This window comes from Microbacterium sp. zg.B48 (assembly GCF_024623505.1).
Taxonomy (GTDB): Bacteria; Actinomycetota; Actinomycetes; order Actinomycetales; family Microbacteriaceae; genus Microbacterium.
Genome location: NZ_JANJFE010000005.1, coordinates 116,615 through 134,960, shown reverse-complemented (window position 1 = coordinate 134,960; position 18,346 = coordinate 116,615). Strand labels below are relative to the sequence as shown.

Below are 18,346 nucleotides of genomic sequence, written 5' to 3'. Positions count from 1 at the left end.
CCCGGGTTTCGCGTGGATCCGGGGCCAGGAAGTACCCGCATGGCAGACTGACGAACTATGGGCTTCCTCATCCGTGTCGTCGTCAACGCGTTCGCCATCTGGATCGTCACACTGATCCCCGCGCTCATGGTCTCGGTCATCCCGTTCCCACCGGGGGAGACGCTGCAATTCGTGCTCACGCTGCTGATCGTGGCCGCCATCTTCGCGCTGGTGAACACCATCATCGGCACCGTCATCAAGATCCTCGCGTTCCCGCTCTACATCCTGACGCTGGGCCTGATCGGGTTGATCATCAATGCGTTCCTGCTCTGGCTGACCGCATGGATCACCGGCTTCTGGAGCTGGGGTCTTCGCGTCGAAGATTTCTGGTGGGGCGTCTTGGCGGCGATCGTCATCTCGCTCATCAACTGGATCTTCGGCATCATCCTGCGCCCGAAGAGGACGGATTGACCTCACCGGGCACAGGTCCGGGACTGGGATCCGGCAGCGGCAGGATCCGTTCCGCGGCGTACTCGGTGACCTGCACGGATGCCGCGGATGCGAGGTCCGCGAACACCTGCCGCACCGCCGCCATGCGCGGATCGGCGGAGGTGTCCAGCATCCGCGCGGTCGCGGTGTAGCTGTCCAGGGCATGCGCGGGCAGGCCGAAGTCGTGCAGGCCGGCACGCGGGTCGGCGGTGCGTTCCGCGACGAAGCTGCCGGGCGCACCCACAGTCCCCGCATGACCGCCGCCGGCCAGCGCGGCGACCGGGTCATCGGCGTGGCGCACCGAGACGCTGAGCGTGCCCTCGCCGAGATCGGCCTCGACGGGCGAGCCGAACGAGACGAGCGTCTGCGTGTCGTAGTCGCCCTCCAGCGCCAGGTGCGCGGCGACCATGGCGCCCTGCGAGTGGCCGAAGGCGTGCACGATATCGCCTGGCCGCGCACCGGACTCGCGGAGCGCGAGCTCGGTGGCCTCATAGGAGGCCGCGCGTGCACCCGTGTACAGCTCGATGTTGGCGTCCATGTCGAACGGTTCCGTCGTCCGGGGGGCGATCGTCTGCGTGCCGGTCACGTAGACGGCGAACCGGCGGGAGCCGTCGGGCATCGAGTACCGCTCCACCCTGACCCGGGCTTGGCCACCGGTCGGTATGCGCTCTGCGGCGCCGGCCAGTGAGGTGGGGGCCGTGGCCGGTGCCGGCGGGGCGACCGGCGAGAGGACGAGGTCGCCGGGCTGACCGCGCAGCCGGGCGGTGGTCGGCACTGTGCCGGAGCCCAGCGCGCCGACGGCACGCTGAAGCGCCCACGCCGTCGGCACGGCGAGCAGGTGGAAGCCCGGACTCAGCCACCAGAGCGCTCCGAGAGCCTGACGTGCCAGTTCGCCGGGCCAGCTGACCCAGTGCCCGAGGGCGGCGAGGGTTGCCTGCGCGTCGGCGTCCGGGTGCTCGATGGCCAGCGCCGCCAGCCGGGAGTCGATCCGCCGCACCGCACCGGCATCGCCCGCGGCATCCGCCGCCGCCCGTTCGGTGCGCAGCTCGACGATCTCGTAGACGGCCGCGGCAGCGCGCAGCGCCCGACTCAGCTCGCCCGCGGCCTCGACCACCTCTTGGATCCGCCGGCTTGCGCAGGACATCGTGTGCGCGACGTCCCACATCGCCCGGGTCGTGCCGGCCAGGTGCATCGAGGACGACCCGATCCTGGCGGCGATGTCCTCGAGCTCCCCGGCCGCCACCTGGAAGGCGTCGGCGGCCGTGCGCAGCGTGACGGTGTCCACAGCGACCGCCCCGCCGCCGCGGATGTCCAGGTCGTCGCTCATAGTCCGTGCCGCCACGCGTCCGCTTCCAACCGTGCCCGAGCCAGAGCCAGAGCATCCCGCGCGTCCTCGACGAGTGGGATGAGGGCCGCCACATCCCGCCGCCACGAGTCGGCGGTCGAATGAAACACCGTCGCGGCATCGGTGCACCAGCGGGTCTGGTCGGCCAGTCCGGCGGATCGAGCGGACACCTGCCGCAGCCGATCGATCGCATCGCCGAGCTGACGCCGGACGAGGTCCAGGACATCCAGGTCCTCCGCCGCCAGGCCGGATGGGGTCGACATCCCGCCACTCTGGCGCGCACCGGCGGCCGGGAAGCGGCGGGCCGCAGAGGTGGGGGACAACCGGCGCCCGCGGCGCGTTGTGCAGGAGTGGTCCGGTCGTCGCAGAATGTATCCATGACTGCGAGCGCGCTGGAGCCGTTCCGCGTCGTCTTCGTGTGCACCGGTAACATCTGCCGCTCACCCATGGCCGACGTGGTGCTGCGTGCGTTCGCGGATGCCGGCAGCGTGGGTGAACGGGTCAGCTCGACCAGCGCCGGAACCGGCGACTGGCACGTCGGCGAGCGCGCGGATCAACGCACCCTGGAGGCGCTGGATCGCCGCGGGTACGACGGGACCCGGCACCGCGCGCGGCAGTTCACGCACGCCGACTTCGCGCGCAACGACCTCGTCGTGGCCCTGGACCGCAGCCATGAGCGCATTCTGCACGGCTGGGCGCGTTCGGATGCGGACTCGGACAAGATCGCGCTGCTGATGTCCTTCGACTCCTCCGCTCGCACGCTCGACGTTCCCGATCCGTATTACGCCGGGCCGGGCATGTTCGATGACGTCCTGCTGATGATCGAGAGCGCGAGCCATGCGCTCTACCGGCAGATCGAGCCTGCGATCCGGTCAACGATCCGACACAGGTAGGCAAGCAGGCGTCTCGGCGTCGGCTCCACCGACACCGTGTCAGTGGCCGTCGTGGTGTTTCCTGCGGCATCCCTCGCCTCGTACGTGAAGGAGTAGGTCGCGCCGACGACCGCTTTCACGGCGAAGCTGCGGTCGGAGAGCTGACGCACGACCGCCTTCTTGCTGCCCTCCGCGGTGGCGGACAGGAGCCGGACCGTCACCTCGCCGCTGTCGTCGGCCGCGTCGGCCGTCACCGTCACCGTGCGGGTCTTGCCGTTGGGCGGAAAGAGGAACGCCGGATCTGCCGTCACGGTCAGCGCCGGCGCCACCGTGTCCGGCGGGCTCAGGTCCACGCCCACGATCACCGGGTCGTGGTCGCTGGAGCGGTACGGGTCCGGCGCGAACAGGGCATCCTGCGCGGGCGCCTTGAACGACATGTCGTAGTCGATGAGGCTCGGCTCGTCCGCGTTGATGTGCCACGCCGCCGCTCCGGTCACATCGGCGACCAGAGCCGGTCCGGCGAGCGCGTAGTCGAGGTAGCCGAGCTGGCCGTCGAACACGTAGGAGTACGCGCCCTCGCCCTGGTATCGGGCGAGCAGGTCGGTGAACCCGCTCGTCAGCAGCGCGGCGATCGGCGCCTCCTTGTCGTACGAGTTGAGGTCTCCGATGATCAGCTCGCGGCCGGCGCCCTGTCCGGTCGGATCGGTGGCCAGCCAGTCGCCGAGCGCGGCGGCGGCCTGCGTCCGCGTGATGTTGCAGTTTCCGGCGCCGTCGCCGGCATCGGGGTCGCCGACGGCGTTGCAGTCGGACCCCTTGGATTTGAGGTGGTTCACCACGACCGTGATCGTGCCGCCCTCCGCGTCGGCGAAGGTCTGGGTCAGCCCCGGCCGGTTGTATTCGTCCAACCAGCGCGGGTCCTTGCTCTCGTCCATCAGCGCGAAGTCCCCGACGGGGGTGAGCACGGCCGGCTTGTAGATCAGAGCGGTGGTGATCACGTCCGAGCCGATCGGTCCGGTCTCGATGAGGTCGTAGACGTCCGCCCCGAGGTACTCGTTCAGCGCCGCGGTCAGCGTGGCCAGTGCGGTCCCGTTGTTCTCGATCTCGATCAAGCCGAACACGTCCGCGTCGATCTGCGCGAGCGCCGCGACGATCTTGGCCTCCTGCCGCTCGAACTCGACCGGGTCGTTCGCGCCGCGCGCGTCCGGCCCGGTCAGGGTGGTGAAGTAGTTCAGCACGTTGAAGCTGGACACGGTGACGCGCCCGCCGACCTCCGGCGGCGCGGTGCGTGGGTTCGCCGGCGCGTGGTCGGCCCCGTGGGTCGGCTGCAGCGCCCACGTGTCGTCGCGGTAGTCCAGGACGCCGGTCGCGTCGGTGAGGAGGTCTCCGCCGCGGAAGGTGTTGACCAGCGTGAACACGTCGCCGTCGGGGTGGATCGCAGGATCGGGGTTCTGCACCGCGCGGCCGTCGTCGATCGTGATGCGCTCGGCGAGGTTCTGCTGCGCGAGGGCGGCCGCCTCCGCCGATCCCGGCGGGTACACCGCCGTCGGCGTCATCTGGCGGTCCAGGCCGACGTCGATCCTGCCGAACCGGCCGTACTCGAAGTACTCGAGGATCGTCAGTGTCTGCGGGAGCGTCACGTACATGCCCTCCACCGCTTCGCGCTGCTGGGCCGTGGCCGGCAACGTGAGCGGAGCGGCATCCGGCAGCACCGCGCCCACGGCGCAGATCTCGGCGTCGGCGGCGTCGATGCCGGTCATCTGGTCGGCAGCTCCGGCCGTCCCGAATTCGCGCGCCACGCCGGTCACGTTCACGACGTCGCCGACCGCGACATCCGTCCCGGTCGGCGCGGAGACGAAGATGCCGTCCGAGGATGCCGGGTCACCGTCACCGGCGTCCTGCACGTAGTAGCCGCCGAAGCCGCCGGCTTCCTGGAAGTCGCCGACGACCGTGCCCTCGACGCGCACTGCGGTCCCGGCCGCCGGCGAGAGCGCCCCTGTTCCCTGCAGCGAGCCGATCGACGCGACCTCGAGATCGCACCCCGCCTCCCCGGGCGCAGGACCGACGGGCGGCACCGTCAGCGAGTTGGCCGAGCCGGGGGTGTTGGCGGCCTCGCCGTCGATCAGCGTGCCGGGGATGCCGGGGGTGCCGGCGAGGTCGAAGTCGTTGCGCACCCAGTCGCCGACCGCGTCGCTGTCGGCGCCGTCCGGGATGCGGGAGGCGGCGCCGGGGGCGAACGGCAGACCGTCATAGGAGACGCCGAGGACAACGCCGCCGTAGGCCTGGTCGCCCGCACCGCCGTCGTGGACCGCGACCGCGTCGAGCACCGCGAACCCCAGACCGTCGTCGATGACGCCGTCGTCGTCCGCGTCGATGTCCGAGCCGGCAGCGGGGACCGTGCCGGTGACCAGCAGCAGGCTGACGGTGCCGTTCTCGAGGGCGTTGGCCGGGAGGGTCGCCAGCGAGCGGCCGGACGCGTCCGGTGCCGGGAAGGCGATGACCTCGTCCACGACACCGAGCGCGGGCATCGCGCCGCCTGCGTCGCCCTCGACCTCGAGCACGCGGGTGCCGGAGGAGTCGGCGTCGGCCGGGACCAGCAGTTCCACGTACTCGACGTCGGTGCCGGCGGTGCTGGCCGAGAACTCGTTGATCGCGGGGCCGCCGTCGGCGGCGCCTGGGGCGGAGCTCACCCCGGACAGTCCGGCGATGAGCACAGCGGTGAGGAGGGATGCCGGGAGGACAGCGGGACGGCGCACAGCGCACTCCGATCCGGGGGGTCGTCGGAAGTTGCCGCCAGGGTATGCGAATCCCCCGACACGCAACAGCCCCGGCCAGGCGCCCGCCGGGCACACCTGGCCGTGATCGCCGGGGCGGATCCGACAACCCGTCGGCGCCCCGATCCGGGAAGCGACCGGAAGCCCCTCGGTATGATCGGACTGCGCGCCGGGTGCACCGCCCGGCAGTCCTCACTCCGTGCTCCGCCCCGCGATTGACCGTCGCCCGCGGTCGGAACGCGTCCCGACGGGAGTCCCGTGTCTTCTCTTCCCCCCCAGCCGCTGAGCCCGCTCGACGGTCGCTACTTCGCCGCGGTCGGCGACCTCGCCGACTACCTCTCCGAGGCCGGGCTGAATCGTGCACGCGTCGAGGTCGAGGTCGAGTGGCTGCTCACCCTCACCGACCGGTCGCTGTTCGGCACGACGCCCCTCGCCGAGACGGACAAGCAGCAGCTGCGCGCCCTGTACCGCGACTTCGGCCAGGTCGAGATCGACTGGCTCGCCGAGAAGGAGGCCGTGACCCGGCACGACGTGAAGGCGGTCGAGTACCTGGTGCGGGACCGCCTGGCCAGCCTCGGCCTGGACGGGATCGCCGAGCTGACCCACTTCGCGTGCACGAGCGAGGACATCAACTCGGCCTCCTACGCGCTGACCGTCCAGCGCGCCGTCACGACGGTGTGGCTGCCCAAGCTGCGCGCGGTGATCGACGCGCTGCGCATGCTGGCTCAGCAGCATCGGGATGCCGCGATGCTCGCGCGCACGCACGGTCAGCCCGCCACGCCCACCACGATGGGCAAGGAGATCGCAGTCTTCGTCTGGCGCCTGGAGCGGGTCGCGGCGCAGGTGGCGGCATCCGAGTATCTGGCCAAGTTCTCCGGCGCGACCGGCACCTGGTCCGCGCACCTCGCCGCCGATCCCGACGTGGACTGGCCGGCACTGACCCGCGCCTTCATCGAAGGTCTGGGGATCGGCTTCAACCCGCTGACCACCCAGATCGAGTCGCACGACTGGCAGGTGGAGCTCTACGACCGGGTCCGGCATGCCGGCGGCATCCTGCACAACCTCGCAACGGACGTGTGGACGTACATCTCGCTCGGCTACTTCTCGCAGATCCCGGTCGCGGGCGCCACCGGGTCATCGACGATGCCGCACAAGATCAACCCGATCCGCTTCGAGAACGCCGAGGCGAATCTCGAGATCGCCGGCGGACTGCTCACCACTCTGGCCGCCACGCTCGTGACATCGCGGCTGCAGCGCGACCTGACCGACTCCACCACGCAGCGCAACATCGGCGTCGCGCTCGGGCACTCGCTGCTCGCGCTGGACAACCTGCAGCGCGGTCTCGGCGAGATCTCGCTGGCCCAGCCGGTGCTGGATGCCGACCTCGACGCGAACTGGGAGGTCCTGGCCGAGGCGATCCAGACGGTGGTGCGGGCGGAGATCGCCGCCGGACGCTCCCAGATCACCGACCCCTACGCGCTGCTGAAGGACCTCACCCGCGGCCGCCGCGTGGGCGGCGCCCAGCTGGCCGAGTTCGTTGCGGGCCTGGACATCGGCGCGGCCGCCAAGCAGCGGCTTCTCGCGCTGACTCCCGCGACGTATGTCGGGCTCGCGTCGCAGCTGGTCGACCGGATCTAGTCGACCCCGATCCGTCAGATGCGCGTTCCGCCGGATGCCGCGGCATCCGGATCCGTGCCGTTCGCGTCCGTGCCGCCCGCCGAGCCGTTCGGCTTGTCGCGCGGAAGCAGGACAGGGCCGTCGATCGTCTTGTGCACCTGAGCCGGGTCGATCGCCAGCAGCAGCAGGGAGACCACCAGCAGGACCACGATGAAGGTGACGCCGGCGAAGATGAGCGCCAGCTGCAGCGCGGCGGGGGCCTGCTCGGGGCTGCGCTGCTGGAAGAACCCCATGGCGACGAGGGTGACCACGCCGGCGAACACGGCCGCGCCGAAGGCGAGGCCGAGCAGCTGCAGCGGCTTCATCAGGTCTCGGCGGGTGGGCTTGTCGTCGCTCATGAGACGCCCCTTTCGTCGTTCGTCGTGGGCGAGGCATCGGCGACCCGCAGTGCCGTGGGCGCGGTCGCGTCCGGATTCTGGGCGGTGATCGGCTGCGGTTTCCGCGGTGAGAATCCGGCGATCCCGAGGTAGACCGCGACGATCGCGGCGTAGGCGCCGAAGATGCCGACGGCGAGGATGATGCCGGTGAGCGTGAAGGTCGTGTCCGCCTCCTCCACCCGGTACTGCAGCGCGTACTGCGCCGGAACCAGCAGCAGCGCCAGGCCCAGCACGAGGGTCAGGATGCCGATCACCAGCGCATCGCGCGACTCGGTCCGGTCTGCGTCGCCCGACTGCTGGCGACGAGCATGGCGAACACCACGCGCGCCGGCGATCGTCTCGACCAGACCGGTGGACAGCGCCCAGACGATCACGAGCACGAAGAAGGTCGCCACCGAGCGCAGCGGGACGACTCCGCCGGCCATTCCGGTCAGCACCGAGAGCACCCCGAGAAGCACCGCCGGCCAGCGCCGACCCGCGGGATAGACCAGCCAGGCCGAGACCAGCAGGATCAGCGCGTTCACCAGCACGAAGCCGCTGAAGATGGACAGGCCGACCGCCGCGGAATGATCCGGCGAGAAGGTCACCATCAGAGCGGCGATGGCCGCGCTGGCAGCTCTCGCGATCTGCACGTGCCGCGCATCGAAGGTGCGGGCGGCGGAGGTTGTGGTCACGGGCATTCCTGGCGCGGAGCGGTTCCTGCGTTCACAGGACGGACACTCCAGTCTAGTTCGTGCGCGGATGTGGACCCGCTGGGGGTGACGCACCCTCGGAGCGGCTCGCCGCCCGGCGAGGACGTGCAACGAGCCCCTCTGCCGCTACGGGGCGGCGGCGAGCCGGTCGAAGAATCCGGCGATCTGCGCCTCGACGGTGCCGACGGCGTCCGCTTGGTCACGCCCCTCGACGGTGAACGAGCTCTCGATGACCAGCAGCACATCCCCACCCGAGGCCGCCCCCCGGATATCGAACCGCGGGTCGCCGATGCGACCGTCGAGATGGACGAATCGGGCCTCGAACAGCTTGAGCCGACCCGTCCAGCCCTCACCCGCGATGTCGATGATCTCGCCGCGGCCCTTCACACCGTAGTCGTAGCCGTAATCGGTCTTCGTCGCGGGGGTGTCAAGCTCCCCGACCAGCGCATCGGCTGCACCCGTGCGCTCGGCGGCCGCTGCCTGCGCCGCCGCTTCGTCGGACTGGATATACGCCCGCAGCCAGAAGTTCTCGCTCCACTCGCCGCCCTGGACCCTGAAACGATCGGGGCCGTCACCCTGTGGGGTGACGCCCGCGGGCAGGGCGAGGTCGACGCTCAGCGAGGCGTCCTGATCCTGGCGCTCATCCTCGCACTCGGGGTCTCCGGGGCACCGAACCGACACCTCGTGTCCCGCCGGGAGGTCGCCCTCGGCCGGCAGGGCCGCGGCGAGTCGACTCACGGTGGTGACTCGGGGTGCGTCGGCGGGATCGATCGCGGCAAGGCGCTCGAGGTAGTCGGCGACGGCCTCCGCGCAGTCGGCTTCCGCGACGGCCCCGGCGTCGACGGCGTAACGCTGCGCGCTGCAGGCGATGAGCGCAGCGTCGTGGACGATCGCGATGAGCGCCGAGTGGCGCTCGGCGCTCGGGTCGCCGTCCGGCGCGGTGAGCACCGACGTCCACAGACCCTGCACGCCCTCCCAGCCTGCGATCTCGATGTCGCCGGACTCGCCCGTTCCTGTCTCGCCGGCGGTGAAGCCGTCCTCGAGCGTCCCGGGAGCGATGTCGAAGTCTCCAGTCCTCTCGGCGGCCCGGTCTCGCTCGCCCGCAAGCGCCTCCTGCGCCGCCTCGGCGTCCGAGTACACGGCGACGCGGAAGGTGAAGTAGGTTCCGCCCCAGACTTCCGGCTCGACCACCTCGGGCGGGACCGGCATCGAGGCGAGCAGCATGACCTCGTCGTGGTCGGATATCGGGCCGCAATACTCCCCGCCGGGACAGCGGCGTTCCATCACGAAACCGGCAGGCAGCTCATCGGCGCTCGGGAGCGCCGCGACACCATGGTCGAAGGATGCGAGCGCGGGCACCACGTCATCACCGGTGGGGCCATCACCCTCTGCCGGGCCAACGCCTGGCGCGCTGCATCCCACGAGCGCCATCGCCAGCATCCCGAGCAGTGCCGCGGCCCGCCGCTTCCTCGTCGTGATCACGGTCATGTCCTCCCGGTCGGTGCCGGGAGAGCCGACCTTCCCCACGTTAAAGGTGCGACTTCACGGAACACAATTTCGCGGACCCCATGGGGATGCCTGTTTTCACTCGACGCGCAAGGGCCTCGCGCGCCGCCCCACGGCGGCGTTGAGTGGACGGCGTGTTCGACGAGGTGTGGGGGCGCGAAGTCCTCCCCCCATCACGCAGAAGCGGAGCGACGCATGAGCATCCTGAACGAGACATACGCCCTGTCAAACGGGGTCCAGATCCCGAAGCTGGGCCTGGGCACCTGGTTCATCGACGACGACAGGGCCGGGCAGGCGGTGCGGGATGCCGTGGAGATCGGCTACCGGAACATCGACACCGCGCAGGCGTACGGCAATGAACGGGGCGTCGGCGACGGCATCCGTACCTCCGGCATTCCCCGTTCGGAACTCTTCGTATCCACGAAGGTCGCGGCCGAGATCAAGGACTATGACGCCGCGCTCGCCTCGATCGACACCTCGCTGGGGCGTCTCGGACTCGAGTAAGTCGATCTGATGCTGATCCACAGTCCGCAGCCGTGGGCGGACTTCCGCGGCGGTGACTACGCCGACGGGAATCTCGCGGCATGGCGTGCTCTGGAGAACGCGCACACCGACGGGAGGCTCCGCGCCATCGGCGTCTCGAACTTCCTTGAAGCAGACCTTGAGAACATCATCGACCGGGGCACCATCCGACCCCATGTCAACCAACTCCTCGTGCACGTCGGCAACACGCCCATCGATCTGCTCGCGTTCTGCACGGACCGCAGCATCCTCGTGCAGGCATACTCGCCGATCGCGCACGGGCAGATGCTCAAGAACGATTTCGTGGCCGGGATGGCCGAGACCTACGGCGTCACAGTGCCGCAGCTGTGCATCCGCTACACGCTGCAGCTGAACACCGTATCGCTGCCGAAGACCGCCAATCCGGAACACATGCGTGCCAACGCCGAGGTCGACTTCGCCATCTCGGACGAGGACATGGACGTGCTGAGGAATCTGAAAGCCCGCGACTACGGCGAGGACAGCAGATTCCCCGTCTACAGCGGAAGGTGAGGGCGAGCACTCAATGGATGCCGCCCTCGGTGAATCGACTGCCGTCAGCGGCTCCCCTCGCGGTCACCGAGGAACTCGCCGGGCTGGGTCGCGACGAATGCCGAGCCGCTGTCGTCGAGCGACGCGGCGAGCCGGTTCATCACCGTCGCCGAGTTGCCCGACCAGTGCCCGGATTCCACGCGCTGCTGGAGCACCTCGATGCCTGCGGCGATCTCGGCCGGGGTGAAGTTGCAGTGTCCGACGTGATCGACGAAGAACTGGCGCAGCAGGTTGGCGTCGTGTGCACCGCGGACGTCCTCGGCATACTCCTGCTCGACCTGCACCGGGGCCAGCACATCGTCGAGGGTGTGCATGCTGACCACGGGCATCTGCAGGTCGCCGGTGAGAGTGGATGACGCGCGGAGGGTCTCGACGGATCCCGGGTCGGCCGCGATGTCGGCGGTCTGCGTCAGCGTCTCAAGATCAGCCTTGAGGTCGAGCCCGGCCTCGCGGTACAGCTTGGCGACCAGAGCGCGATCCTCTGACTGCGCGAACAGCTTGCCGTAGTCCACCCCGACGTTCCACGTCGCGTTGCCTCCGGCGGTCGATTCGATGTCGAAACGACCGGGCGTGACGAAGCCGATCGTGCCGAGCAGCTGCGTGTACAGCGACTCCTGCTGCACCGCGGTGTCTTTCGTCGCCTCCGCAGCCGGAACGCCGTCGGAGAGGTGGAACAGCGCCGCGGCGAGCGCCACGCGCGCGCGGCCTTCGGGCGTCTTCTGACCCTCCTGCACGGCTGCGCTCAGCGCAGCCGACGTCGCGAACGCCTCGTCCAGCGAGGCGTAGCCCTCGATCTTCAGCTCCTGGCCGGCCAGGAGCTGCTCGATCGCGTGGGATCCATCGAGCTGATAGTTGTTCAGGTCGACCGCACCCTCCATCAGCCCGCACGTGGGCATGGCGCCGTCGATGACATCACCCGCCGACTCGGCGATGCGCCCGGTGACCAGACCACCCATCGACGTGCCGTAGGCCATGATGTGGTCCGGCTCGAGCCCGGTCTGATCGAGCATCGCGTCGAGCGACTGCAGCTGGTCGTCGACGGCCGTCGGAACGGCCCAGCCGCTGGCGGCGTACGACGAGCCCACGAGGGCGTAGCCACGTTCGAGCAGCAGCGCCTTCGTGGCGTCGTCCGGAGCAACCGACGCCGGGTTCCCGGGCACGAACGACGGATGGTAGCCGTGGCTGTACAGCAGCACGGTGCCGTTCCAGTCCGACGGCACCGACGCGAGCCACGTCGTGCCGTTGGAGAGCGAGCCGGCGTAGTCGGCGCCGGCATCGGCCATCGCCGGCGGAGCCACGAGGGCGACCGAGAGGGCGGCGCCTGCGGCTGCGGCGACCGCCAGCGAACGAGTGCGAACGCGTGGAGACATGGCGGTGGGTCCTTCCATTGTCATCATCGACAGATGGCGCCGCATGGGCAGCACTAGGACCAATTATCAAATCTCCTGATGGTTAGTCAACGGGTGCGCCGGCTCCTCGAGCGCGTGCGTCGCATCTTGCCGCCGCCGGTTCGTGCGCGGATGTGCACCCGCTGGGGGTGTGGGCCCCATCCGCGGCCCGATCCACCGGGCGACCAGCATCCCGGTGCCGTTCTGCCCAGCCTCCGCCCACTCAGCACCACCGCTGCGCGATGGCGCGGATCACGGTCGCGTTGCGGTTCGTGGACACCCCGAGCTGCGTGGCGAATTTCGCGGTGGCCGCTCCACCCAGCGGCGCCGTGGCGGACAAGAAGGTGTGCACCGCCCGCCCGCGCACCACGACGTGCACGTCCTGTGTCGTCGCGGACTCCAGCTGCGCGGCCACCGCCGGCGTCAGTGCGGTTCGCAGCAGCTCGACGTAGTGTCGGGTGGCGCCGGCGTGGTCGACGGGGAGGCTGTGGGCATCCGCGGCCACAGCGCGGAACTCGTCGAGGCCGAAGACGATCGTCAGCACCTCGAAGCCCCGGTCTCGGCGGAACTCCGCTTCCAACGCGGTCTCGATCCGCGGAATCGACCTCATCCGTGACGAGAAGCGGACATTGCCGGTGTTGATGTGGGTTTCGACGTCATCGAATCCGATCGACTCCACGGCCCGGCGGATGCGGTCCTTGGGGAACTGGCGCGTGGCGCCGAGGTTGATGGCACGAAGGAACGCGAGATAGGTCGGCATCCCCACAGTCTGCGACCCGGCAGGTGTCCCTCTCCAGTGGTGTAGCAGAGCCGATCGGCGACCGAGACGTTCAGCTGCGGACACGACGACTCGAGCGGAGCCGCCACCAGTCGCCGCTACAGCCCCACGGCCATGTCGGTGAAGCGGGAGAAGTGACCCTGGAAGGCCACGGTGATGGTGTCGGTCGGGCCGTTACGGTGCTTGGCGACGATCAGGTCGGCCTCGCCGGCGCGCGGGCTGTCCTTCTCGTAAGCGGACTCGCGGTGCAGCAGCACCACCATGTCGGCATCCTGCTCGATCGAGCCGGATTCACGCAGGTCCGACAGGGCCGGCTTCTTGTCGGCGCGCTGCTCGGGACCACGGTTCAGCTGCGAGAGCGCGATCACCGGAACCTGCAGCTCCTTGGCGAGCAGCTTGAGCGCACGCGAGAACTCGCTGACCTCCTGCTGACGCGACTCGACCCGCTTGCCGCTGGTCATCAGCTGCAGGTAGTCGATGATCACCATCTTCAGGCCGTGGCGCTGCTTGAGTCGACGGCACTTCGCGCGGATCTCGACCAGCGTCATGTTCGGGCTGTCGTCGATGTAGAGCGGGGCGTCGTTGATGCGGCCGCGCGTGGAGGCGATCGTGGTCCAGTCGCGCGAGTCCAGGGTGCCCTTGCGCATGCTCTGCAGCGGCACCGAGCCCTCGGCGCTCATCAGGCGCATCGCGATCTCGCTGCGGCCCATCTCGAGCGAGAAGACGATCGTCGGGAACCCGTGCTTGATCGCCGCGGAGCGGGCGAAGTCCAGCGCCAGCGTGGACTTACCCATCGCCGGACGAGCGGCGATGATGATCATCTGGCCGGCGTGCAGGCCGTTGGTGAGCTGGTCCAGACCGGAGAAGCCGGTCGGGATGCCGGTCATCTGACCGTCGCGGCCGCGCGCGGCCTCGATCTCATCGACGGCCGCGCTGACGGCGACCTCGAGCGGCACATAGTCCTCGGCGGTGTCGGCCCCGGTGACGCCGTAGATCTCGGCCTGCGCGTTGTTGACCAGGTCCAGTGCTTCGCCCTGACCGGAGTAGCCCATCTGCACGATGCGCGTGCCGGCGTCCACGAGGCGGCGCAGCAGCGCGCGCTCCGCGACGATCGAGGCGTAGTAGCCCGCGTTGGCCGCGGTCGGCACGATCGAGGTCAGGGTGTGCAGGTAGTCCGCACCGCCGGCGCGCTGCAGTTCGCCGGTCTTGATCAGCTCGTCGGTGACCGCGACGACGTCGGTGGGCTCGCCGTGCGAGTAGAGGGTGAGGATCGCCTCGAAGATCAGCTCATGCTTGGGAACGTAGAAGTCGACGCCGCGCAGGCTCTCGATGACGTCGGCCACGGCATCCTTGGACAGCAGCATGCCGCCCAGGGCGCTCTGTTCGGCGAGCAGGTCGTGCGGGGGGGTGCGCTCGTGCTCCCGGCGGCCACCGAGGCGTTCCTCCGAGATGTCGGCAATCGACATATGCACTGTCCTCCACGTTTCTGGCCATGCGGGACCCGACTCGGACCGCGCCGGGCACGACGCACGTCAGCGGGACGATATGGGATGCCACCGGCATCCCTCATCGGTTCAGCAGATCACGAACCCCTGACAGCCGTCTGCACCGACGGCGGTTCGTCATCCCCCTGGGCGCACCCCACGCTAGGCAGGGGTCCGACCGCATGCAACAAGCCCTGTGGATAAGTCTGTGGAGAGGTTGCGCGAAACGCCGCCCAGCCTGTGTACAACGCCTGTGGAGAACTTTCTCGTTCAGCCGATTCCGAGAATCTTTTTCGACGCTGGCCAGGGCTTTTATCTGAACACTGCTGTGGAAACAGATGTGCCTGAAGTACGAGTTGAAGGTTGAGATGTGCATGGGTGACCTGTGCACAATTCCGACGCCGTATGCACGAACCGGACTGTCTCCCCGGGTTACCGCACCGCCCGAGACGCAGTCGGGCGGGGCCTGGGCCGCGCCAGGGCCATCGGGGCCGCAAGCCTCGTCCCGCGGTTCCCGCGCGTGCGTGCGGTCGCGAAAAAGGCGGATGCCGCAGACCGAGCCCTCGCGAGAGGGAGTCTGCGGCATCCGCCGTCTTCGGATTGCGGGTCGGCCCTGAGGCCGGCTCGACCACCGATGTGACTACTTGGCGGCGACCACCAGGAGGGTGATCACGGCGGTGAGGTCATCACGCAGGCGGATCGTCGCCTCGTGCTCGCCCACCGACTTGATCGGAGAGGTGATCTGGATCTTGCGCTTGTCCAGATCGCCCAGGCCCGCGGCCTTGACGGCATCCGCGACATCGCCGGTCTTGACCGAGCCGAACAGACGTCCTTCGGCACCGGCCTTCACGGCCAGCTTGACCTTGGTGGACTCGAGGGCGTCCTTGAGGGCCACGGCCTCTTCGTGGTCGTGGATCGCGCGGGATTCGCGGCCGGCCCGAATGGACGCGACCTGCTTCTCGCCACCGCGGGTCCAGGCCACGGCAAAGCCCTGGGGGATGAGGTAGTTGCGGGCGTACCCGTTCTTGACCTCGACGACGTCGCCGGCGCTACCGAGCCCGGTGACCTCGTTCGTGAGAATCAGCTTCGACATATCCGGGTTCCCCTACCTGCCGGCGCCGGCGTAAGGCAGGAGCGCCATTTCGCGCGCGTTCTTGATCGCACGGGCGATCAGACGCTGCTCCTGCACCGAGACACCGGTGATGCGACGGGCGCGGATTTTTCCACGCTCCGAGATGAACTTGCGAAGAGTGGCGACATCCTTGTAGTCGATGAGGCCAACGCGGGTCGGCTTCGCCGGGGCTGCGTTCTTCGCGCCCTTCCGCGGCTTGCGGCGATCGCCGCTTGACTTTCCAGCCATGTTGTTTCCTTACTTGACAGAGATTCGGATGCCTCGTCAGAAGCTTCCGGGAAATGAAGGTCTCGATACGCCCGCTTCGCGGGCTACTCGACCTTGAGTCGCAGTCACATCAACGCCGCGCTTCGTGGCATTGATCCGACTCGACTCAAAACGGGGTGTCGTCGCCGTAGGCGCCAGGAGCGGCCCACGAGTCGCCGCCGCCCGCTGCGGCACCGGCGGCCGGAGCGGCCGGGGTGCCAGGGGTCGACCACGGCTCGTTGGAGACCTGGCCGCGGGACTGCTGTCCGCCGCCCGTGGAGGCTGCGCGCGTGACCTGCGCGGTCGCATAACGCAGCGAAGGACCGATCTCGTCGACCTCGAGCTCGATGGAAGTGCGCTTCTCGCCTTCCTTCGTCTCGTAGGAACGCTGCTTCAGGCGGCCGGTCGCGATGACACGGGAACCCTTCGTGAGCGATCCTGCGACGTGCTCGGCGAACTCGCGCCAGACCGACGCGCGGAGGAACAGCGCTTCGCCGTCCTTCCACTCGTTCGCCTGACGGTCGAAGTTGCGCGGCGTCGACGCGATCGTGAAGTTCGCGACGGGGAGTCCACCCTGCGTGTAGCGCAGCTCGGGATCGGCCGTGAGGTTTCCCACGACGGTGATGATCGTCTCGCCGGCCATCGTCGCTACGCGTCCTGCTTGACGGGCTTCGCCGGGCGCGCCGCCTTGCGGGCCGCCTTCTCGTCGGCGCGCTGCTTCTCGGAGGCGATCATCGCGATCGCTTCCTCGGCGCGGAGGACCTTGGTGCGCATGATCTGCTCACTCAGGCCCAGCTGACGGTCGAGTTCCTGCGTGGCTGCGCTCGTCGCGGTGAAGCTGACGACGGCGTAGACGCCTTCGGTCTTCTTCTGGATCTCATACGCGAGACGACGGCGACCCCAAATGTCGACGTTGTCGATCGAGCCACCGTCTGCGGTGATGACCTTCAGGAACTTGTCGAGACTCGGAGCGACCATGCGCTCGTCGATCTCGGGCTGGAAGATGACCATGAGTTCGTACTGGTGCGTCACTGACCCACCTCCTTCGGACTAGAACGGCTGCCGGGCATTTCCCGACAGCAGGAGGGTGTGTGCACGTGTCTCGGGCTTCCGCGCACTGGGGCGCCGCCGGACAACCTTCACAGTGTAGCGGATCGACGGAGCGATCCTGAATCCGGACCCGCGGCGATGCGCGCGGACGCCGTGGTCGCGCCGCCTCGGCTGGCTGGCAGCAGCGCGCCCGGTAGCGTGAACGCCATGGACACGACGCCCTGCGCCGGATCGAACCGATGAGCACACCGCGGGCATCGCTGTCATTCGACCCAGGCCCCCTGGTGGAGCCGGTCGACGGAAACGCCGTGCGCGCACACGCGCAGCGGCTCGCGCACAGCGGCAGCGGGAGCGGTTCCGGGGCGCTCATCCCGGTCGTGATCGGCGGCGCCTTCGTCTTGATCTTCGGCAGCGTCTTCCTGACGGTGATCGGAACCATCGTCGGCTCGCTCGGATCCACCGGCAGCGAGGCCCCGTTCCTGATCTCGGCTTTCGTCGGCGTGCTGCCGACCATCCTCGTGCTGGCCGCGGCGGCGGTCGTGATCGTCCTGCTGGTGCGCGGTGGTCGGCGACGGAAGGAGCGCCGGTACCGCCTGGACCGCTTCGCGACCGCGAACGGGATGAGCTACCTGCCGACGCTGGCCGCACCCGCCCTGCCGGGCATGATCTTCGGGGTCGGCAGAGCACGATCGGCCAGCGACCTGGTGCGCGGCGAGAGGCCGCGGTTCGTCGAGTTCGCGAACTACCAGTACACGACCGGGTCGGGCAAGAACCGCACCACCCACCGATGGGGATACGTCGCGATCAAGCTCGACGTGCCCCTGCCGCACATCGTGCTGGATGCCACGAGCAACAACGGGCTGTTCGGCTCCAACCTGCCGGCGACCTTCGACAAGGACCAGCGGCTGAGCCTGGAAGGCGACTTCGACCGGCACTTCTCGCTGTACTGCCCCGAGGGGTACGAACGCGACGCGCTGTACCTGTTCACGCCCGACATCATGGCGCGGTTCATCGACAACGCCGCCGCGCTGGACGTCGAGATCGTCGATGACTGGCTGTTCCTGTACGGCAAGCGCGAGTTCTCCGGTCTGGACCCGGCCACATGGGCATGGCTGTTCTCGGTGGTCGGGGCGCTGCTGGACAAATTCGCGCAGTGGGCGCGATGGCGCGACGAAAGGCTGCGAGCGGATGCCGCGGGCTCGGCGCCGGGCGCGTTCCCGCGCGCGGCCGGTGGCTTCGCCGAATCGTCGAGTCCGACCGCGGCATCCGCCGGTCCTGGCGCGCTGCCGTTCGCCCCGCCTGGCGGGCTGCTGCGTCCGCCGCCGGGCGTCGCCGCCCCCGGCCGACGGCTGACCCGCGGCGTCTCCTGGGTCTCGATCGTCGCTGTCGGCGGTGTGGTGCTGTTCTGGCTGCTCAGCCAGTCCGGAGTGCTGAGACTCTTGTTCTTCCGCTGAGGTGTGAGACCACG

Annotated in this window: 17 protein-coding genes and 1 pseudogene; 5 read left to right on the top strand and 13 right to left on the bottom strand. The window is 69.2% G+C overall.

Translation table 11 applies throughout. The annotated features are described in order from the left end of the window. Positions 1–57 precede the first annotated feature (57 nt). Positions 58–450 carry a phage holin family protein gene (locus tag NQ152_RS04605; RefSeq protein WP_257500999.1) on the top strand — a complete coding sequence of 131 codons (393 nt, stop codon included), beginning with the start codon at positions 58–60 and terminating at the stop codon, positions 448–450. On the opposite strand, the gene NQ152_RS04600 is transcribed toward NQ152_RS04605, so the two are convergent. Both NQ152_RS04600 and NQ152_RS04595 read right to left on the bottom strand, forming a co-directional pair. Then, complete coding sequence (locus NQ152_RS04600) at positions 422–1,795, bottom strand: hypothetical protein (RefSeq protein WP_257523163.1); 1,374 nt, start codon at positions 1,793–1,795, stop codon at positions 422–424. The genes NQ152_RS04605 and NQ152_RS04600 overlap by 29 nt on opposite strands. Next, positions 1,792–2,076, bottom strand: a complete 285-nt coding sequence (locus tag NQ152_RS04595) for a hypothetical protein (protein WP_257523162.1) — start codon at positions 2,074–2,076, stop codon at positions 1,792–1,794. The genes NQ152_RS04600 and NQ152_RS04595 overlap by 4 nt, the downstream gene beginning before the upstream one ends. A gap of 114 nt (positions 2,077–2,190) precedes the next feature. Between NQ152_RS04595 and NQ152_RS04590 the strand changes: the two genes are divergently transcribed. Then, on the top strand, positions 2,191–2,706 hold the full coding sequence (locus NQ152_RS04590) for a low molecular weight protein-tyrosine-phosphatase (RefSeq protein WP_257500996.1): 516 nt from the start codon (positions 2,191–2,193) through the stop codon (positions 2,704–2,706). On the opposite strand, the gene NQ152_RS04585 is transcribed toward NQ152_RS04590, so the two are convergent. Beyond that, on the bottom strand, positions 2,658–5,438 hold the full coding sequence (locus tag NQ152_RS04585; RefSeq protein WP_257523161.1) for an ExeM/NucH family extracellular endonuclease: 2,781 nt from the start codon (positions 5,436–5,438) through the stop codon (positions 2,658–2,660). The genes NQ152_RS04590 and NQ152_RS04585 overlap by 49 nt on opposite strands. 276 nt (positions 5,439–5,714) lie before the next feature. On the opposite strand from NQ152_RS04585, the gene purB reads away from it, so the two are divergent. Beyond that, positions 5,715–7,094 carry an adenylosuccinate lyase gene (gene purB / locus NQ152_RS04580; protein WP_257500994.1) on the top strand — a complete coding sequence of 460 codons (1,380 nt, stop codon included), beginning with the start codon at positions 5,715–5,717 and terminating at the stop codon, positions 7,092–7,094. Between the two features lie 14 nt (positions 7,095–7,108). On the opposite strand, the gene NQ152_RS04575 is transcribed toward purB, so the two are convergent. From NQ152_RS04575 to NQ152_RS17230, 3 genes are all read right to left on the bottom strand, one after another. Continuing rightward, positions 7,109–7,471 carry an amino acid transporter gene (locus NQ152_RS04575; protein WP_257523160.1) on the bottom strand — a complete coding sequence of 121 codons (363 nt, stop codon included), beginning with the start codon at positions 7,469–7,471 and terminating at the stop codon, positions 7,109–7,111. Continuing rightward, on the bottom strand, positions 7,468–8,184 hold the full coding sequence (locus NQ152_RS17235) for an acyl-CoA synthetase (protein WP_257500992.1): 717 nt from the start codon (positions 8,182–8,184) through the stop codon (positions 7,468–7,470). Before NQ152_RS17235 ends, NQ152_RS04575 begins: the two co-directional genes overlap by 4 nt. A 144-nt stretch (positions 8,185–8,328) precedes the next feature. After that, a complete protein-coding gene (locus NQ152_RS17230) occupies positions 8,329–9,684 on the bottom strand; it encodes a hypothetical protein (RefSeq protein WP_257523159.1) in 1,356 nt (451 codons plus the stop codon). A gap of 219 nt (positions 9,685–9,903) precedes the next feature. Here NQ152_RS17230 and NQ152_RS17225 point away from each other — a divergent pair. Beyond that, a pseudogene (locus NQ152_RS17225) lies at positions 9,904–10,761 on the top strand (aldo/keto reductase). 44 nt (positions 10,762–10,805) lie between these two features. On the opposite strand, the gene NQ152_RS04555 reads toward NQ152_RS17225, so the two are convergent. The 7 genes from NQ152_RS04555 to rpsF form a co-directional block, all read right to left on the bottom strand. Next, a complete protein-coding gene (locus tag NQ152_RS04555) occupies positions 10,806–12,170 on the bottom strand; it encodes a S9 family peptidase (RefSeq protein WP_257523158.1) in 1,365 nt (454 codons plus the stop codon). Positions 12,171–12,411: 241 nt separating this feature from the next. Next, positions 12,412–12,948 carry a DUF1697 domain-containing protein gene (locus NQ152_RS04550; protein WP_257523157.1) on the bottom strand — a complete coding sequence of 179 codons (537 nt, stop codon included), beginning with the start codon at positions 12,946–12,948 and terminating at the stop codon, positions 12,412–12,414. A gap of 116 nt (positions 12,949–13,064) precedes the next feature. Next, on the bottom strand, positions 13,065–14,432 hold the full coding sequence (dnaB, locus tag NQ152_RS04545) for a replicative DNA helicase (RefSeq protein WP_257500987.1): 1,368 nt from the start codon (positions 14,430–14,432) through the stop codon (positions 13,065–13,067). A gap of 658 nt (positions 14,433–15,090) precedes the next feature. Further along, positions 15,091–15,543 carry a 50S ribosomal protein L9 gene (gene rplI / locus NQ152_RS04540; RefSeq protein WP_257523156.1) on the bottom strand — a complete coding sequence of 151 codons (453 nt, stop codon included), beginning with the start codon at positions 15,541–15,543 and terminating at the stop codon, positions 15,091–15,093. 12 nt (positions 15,544–15,555) lie between these two features. Then, a complete protein-coding gene (gene rpsR, locus NQ152_RS04535; protein ID WP_257500985.1) occupies positions 15,556–15,810 on the bottom strand; it encodes a 30S ribosomal protein S18 in 255 nt (84 codons plus the stop codon). Between the two features lie 145 nt (positions 15,811–15,955). Continuing rightward, entirely contained in the window at positions 15,956–16,471 is a 516-nt protein-coding gene (locus tag NQ152_RS04530) for a single-stranded DNA-binding protein (RefSeq protein WP_257500984.1), read from the bottom strand. A gap of 5 nt (positions 16,472–16,476) precedes the next feature. Next, positions 16,477–16,860 (bottom strand): 30S ribosomal protein S6, encoded by a 384-nt coding sequence (rpsF, locus tag NQ152_RS04525; RefSeq protein ID WP_257500983.1) that lies wholly within the window; start codon positions 16,858–16,860, stop codon positions 16,477–16,479. A gap of 257 nt (positions 16,861–17,117) precedes the next feature. Here rpsF and NQ152_RS04520 point away from each other — a divergent pair, with 257 nt between their 5' ends. After that, positions 17,118–18,332, top strand: a complete 1,215-nt coding sequence (locus tag NQ152_RS04520; protein WP_257523155.1) for a hypothetical protein — start codon at positions 17,118–17,120, stop codon at positions 18,330–18,332. Positions 18,333–18,346: the final 14 nt, after the last annotated feature.

Excerpts from the sequence above, each read along its gene's own strand:
- rpsR (WP_257500985.1), bottom strand. The coding sequence starts at position 15,810 with ATGGCTGGAAAGTCAAGCGGCGATCGCCGCAAGCCGCGGAAGGGCGCG.
- NQ152_RS04520 (WP_257523155.1), top strand. The coding sequence starts at position 17,118 with ATGAGCACACCGCGGGCATCGCTGTCATTCGACCCAGGCCCCCTGGTG.
- rplI (WP_257523156.1), bottom strand. The coding sequence starts at position 15,543 with ATGTCGAAGCTGATTCTCACGAACGAGGTCACCGGGCTCGGTAGCGCC.
- NQ152_RS04575 (WP_257523160.1), bottom strand. The coding sequence starts at position 7,471 with ATGAGCGACGACAAGCCCACCCGCCGAGACCTGATGAAGCCGCTGCAG.
- dnaB (WP_257500987.1), bottom strand. The coding sequence starts at position 14,432 with ATGTCGATTGCCGACATCTCGGAGGAACGCCTCGGTGGCCGCCGGGAG.
- NQ152_RS04590 (WP_257500996.1), top strand. The coding sequence starts at position 2,191 with ATGACTGCGAGCGCGCTGGAGCCGTTCCGCGTCGTCTTCGTGTGCACC.
- NQ152_RS04555 (WP_257523158.1), bottom strand. The coding sequence starts at position 12,170 with ATGTCTCCACGCGTTCGCACTCGTTCGCTGGCGGTCGCCGCAGCCGCA.
- NQ152_RS04605 (WP_257500999.1), top strand. The coding sequence starts at position 58 with ATGGGCTTCCTCATCCGTGTCGTCGTCAACGCGTTCGCCATCTGGATC.
- NQ152_RS04530 (WP_257500984.1), bottom strand. The coding sequence starts at position 16,471 with ATGGCCGGCGAGACGATCATCACCGTCGTGGGAAACCTCACGGCCGAT.
- NQ152_RS04600 (WP_257523163.1), bottom strand. The coding sequence starts at position 1,795 with ATGAGCGACGACCTGGACATCCGCGGCGGCGGGGCGGTCGCTGTGGAC.
- NQ152_RS04550 (WP_257523157.1), bottom strand. The coding sequence starts at position 12,948 with ATGCCGACCTATCTCGCGTTCCTTCGTGCCATCAACCTCGGCGCCACG.
- NQ152_RS04595 (WP_257523162.1), bottom strand. The coding sequence starts at position 2,076 with ATGTCGACCCCATCCGGCCTGGCGGCGGAGGACCTGGATGTCCTGGAC.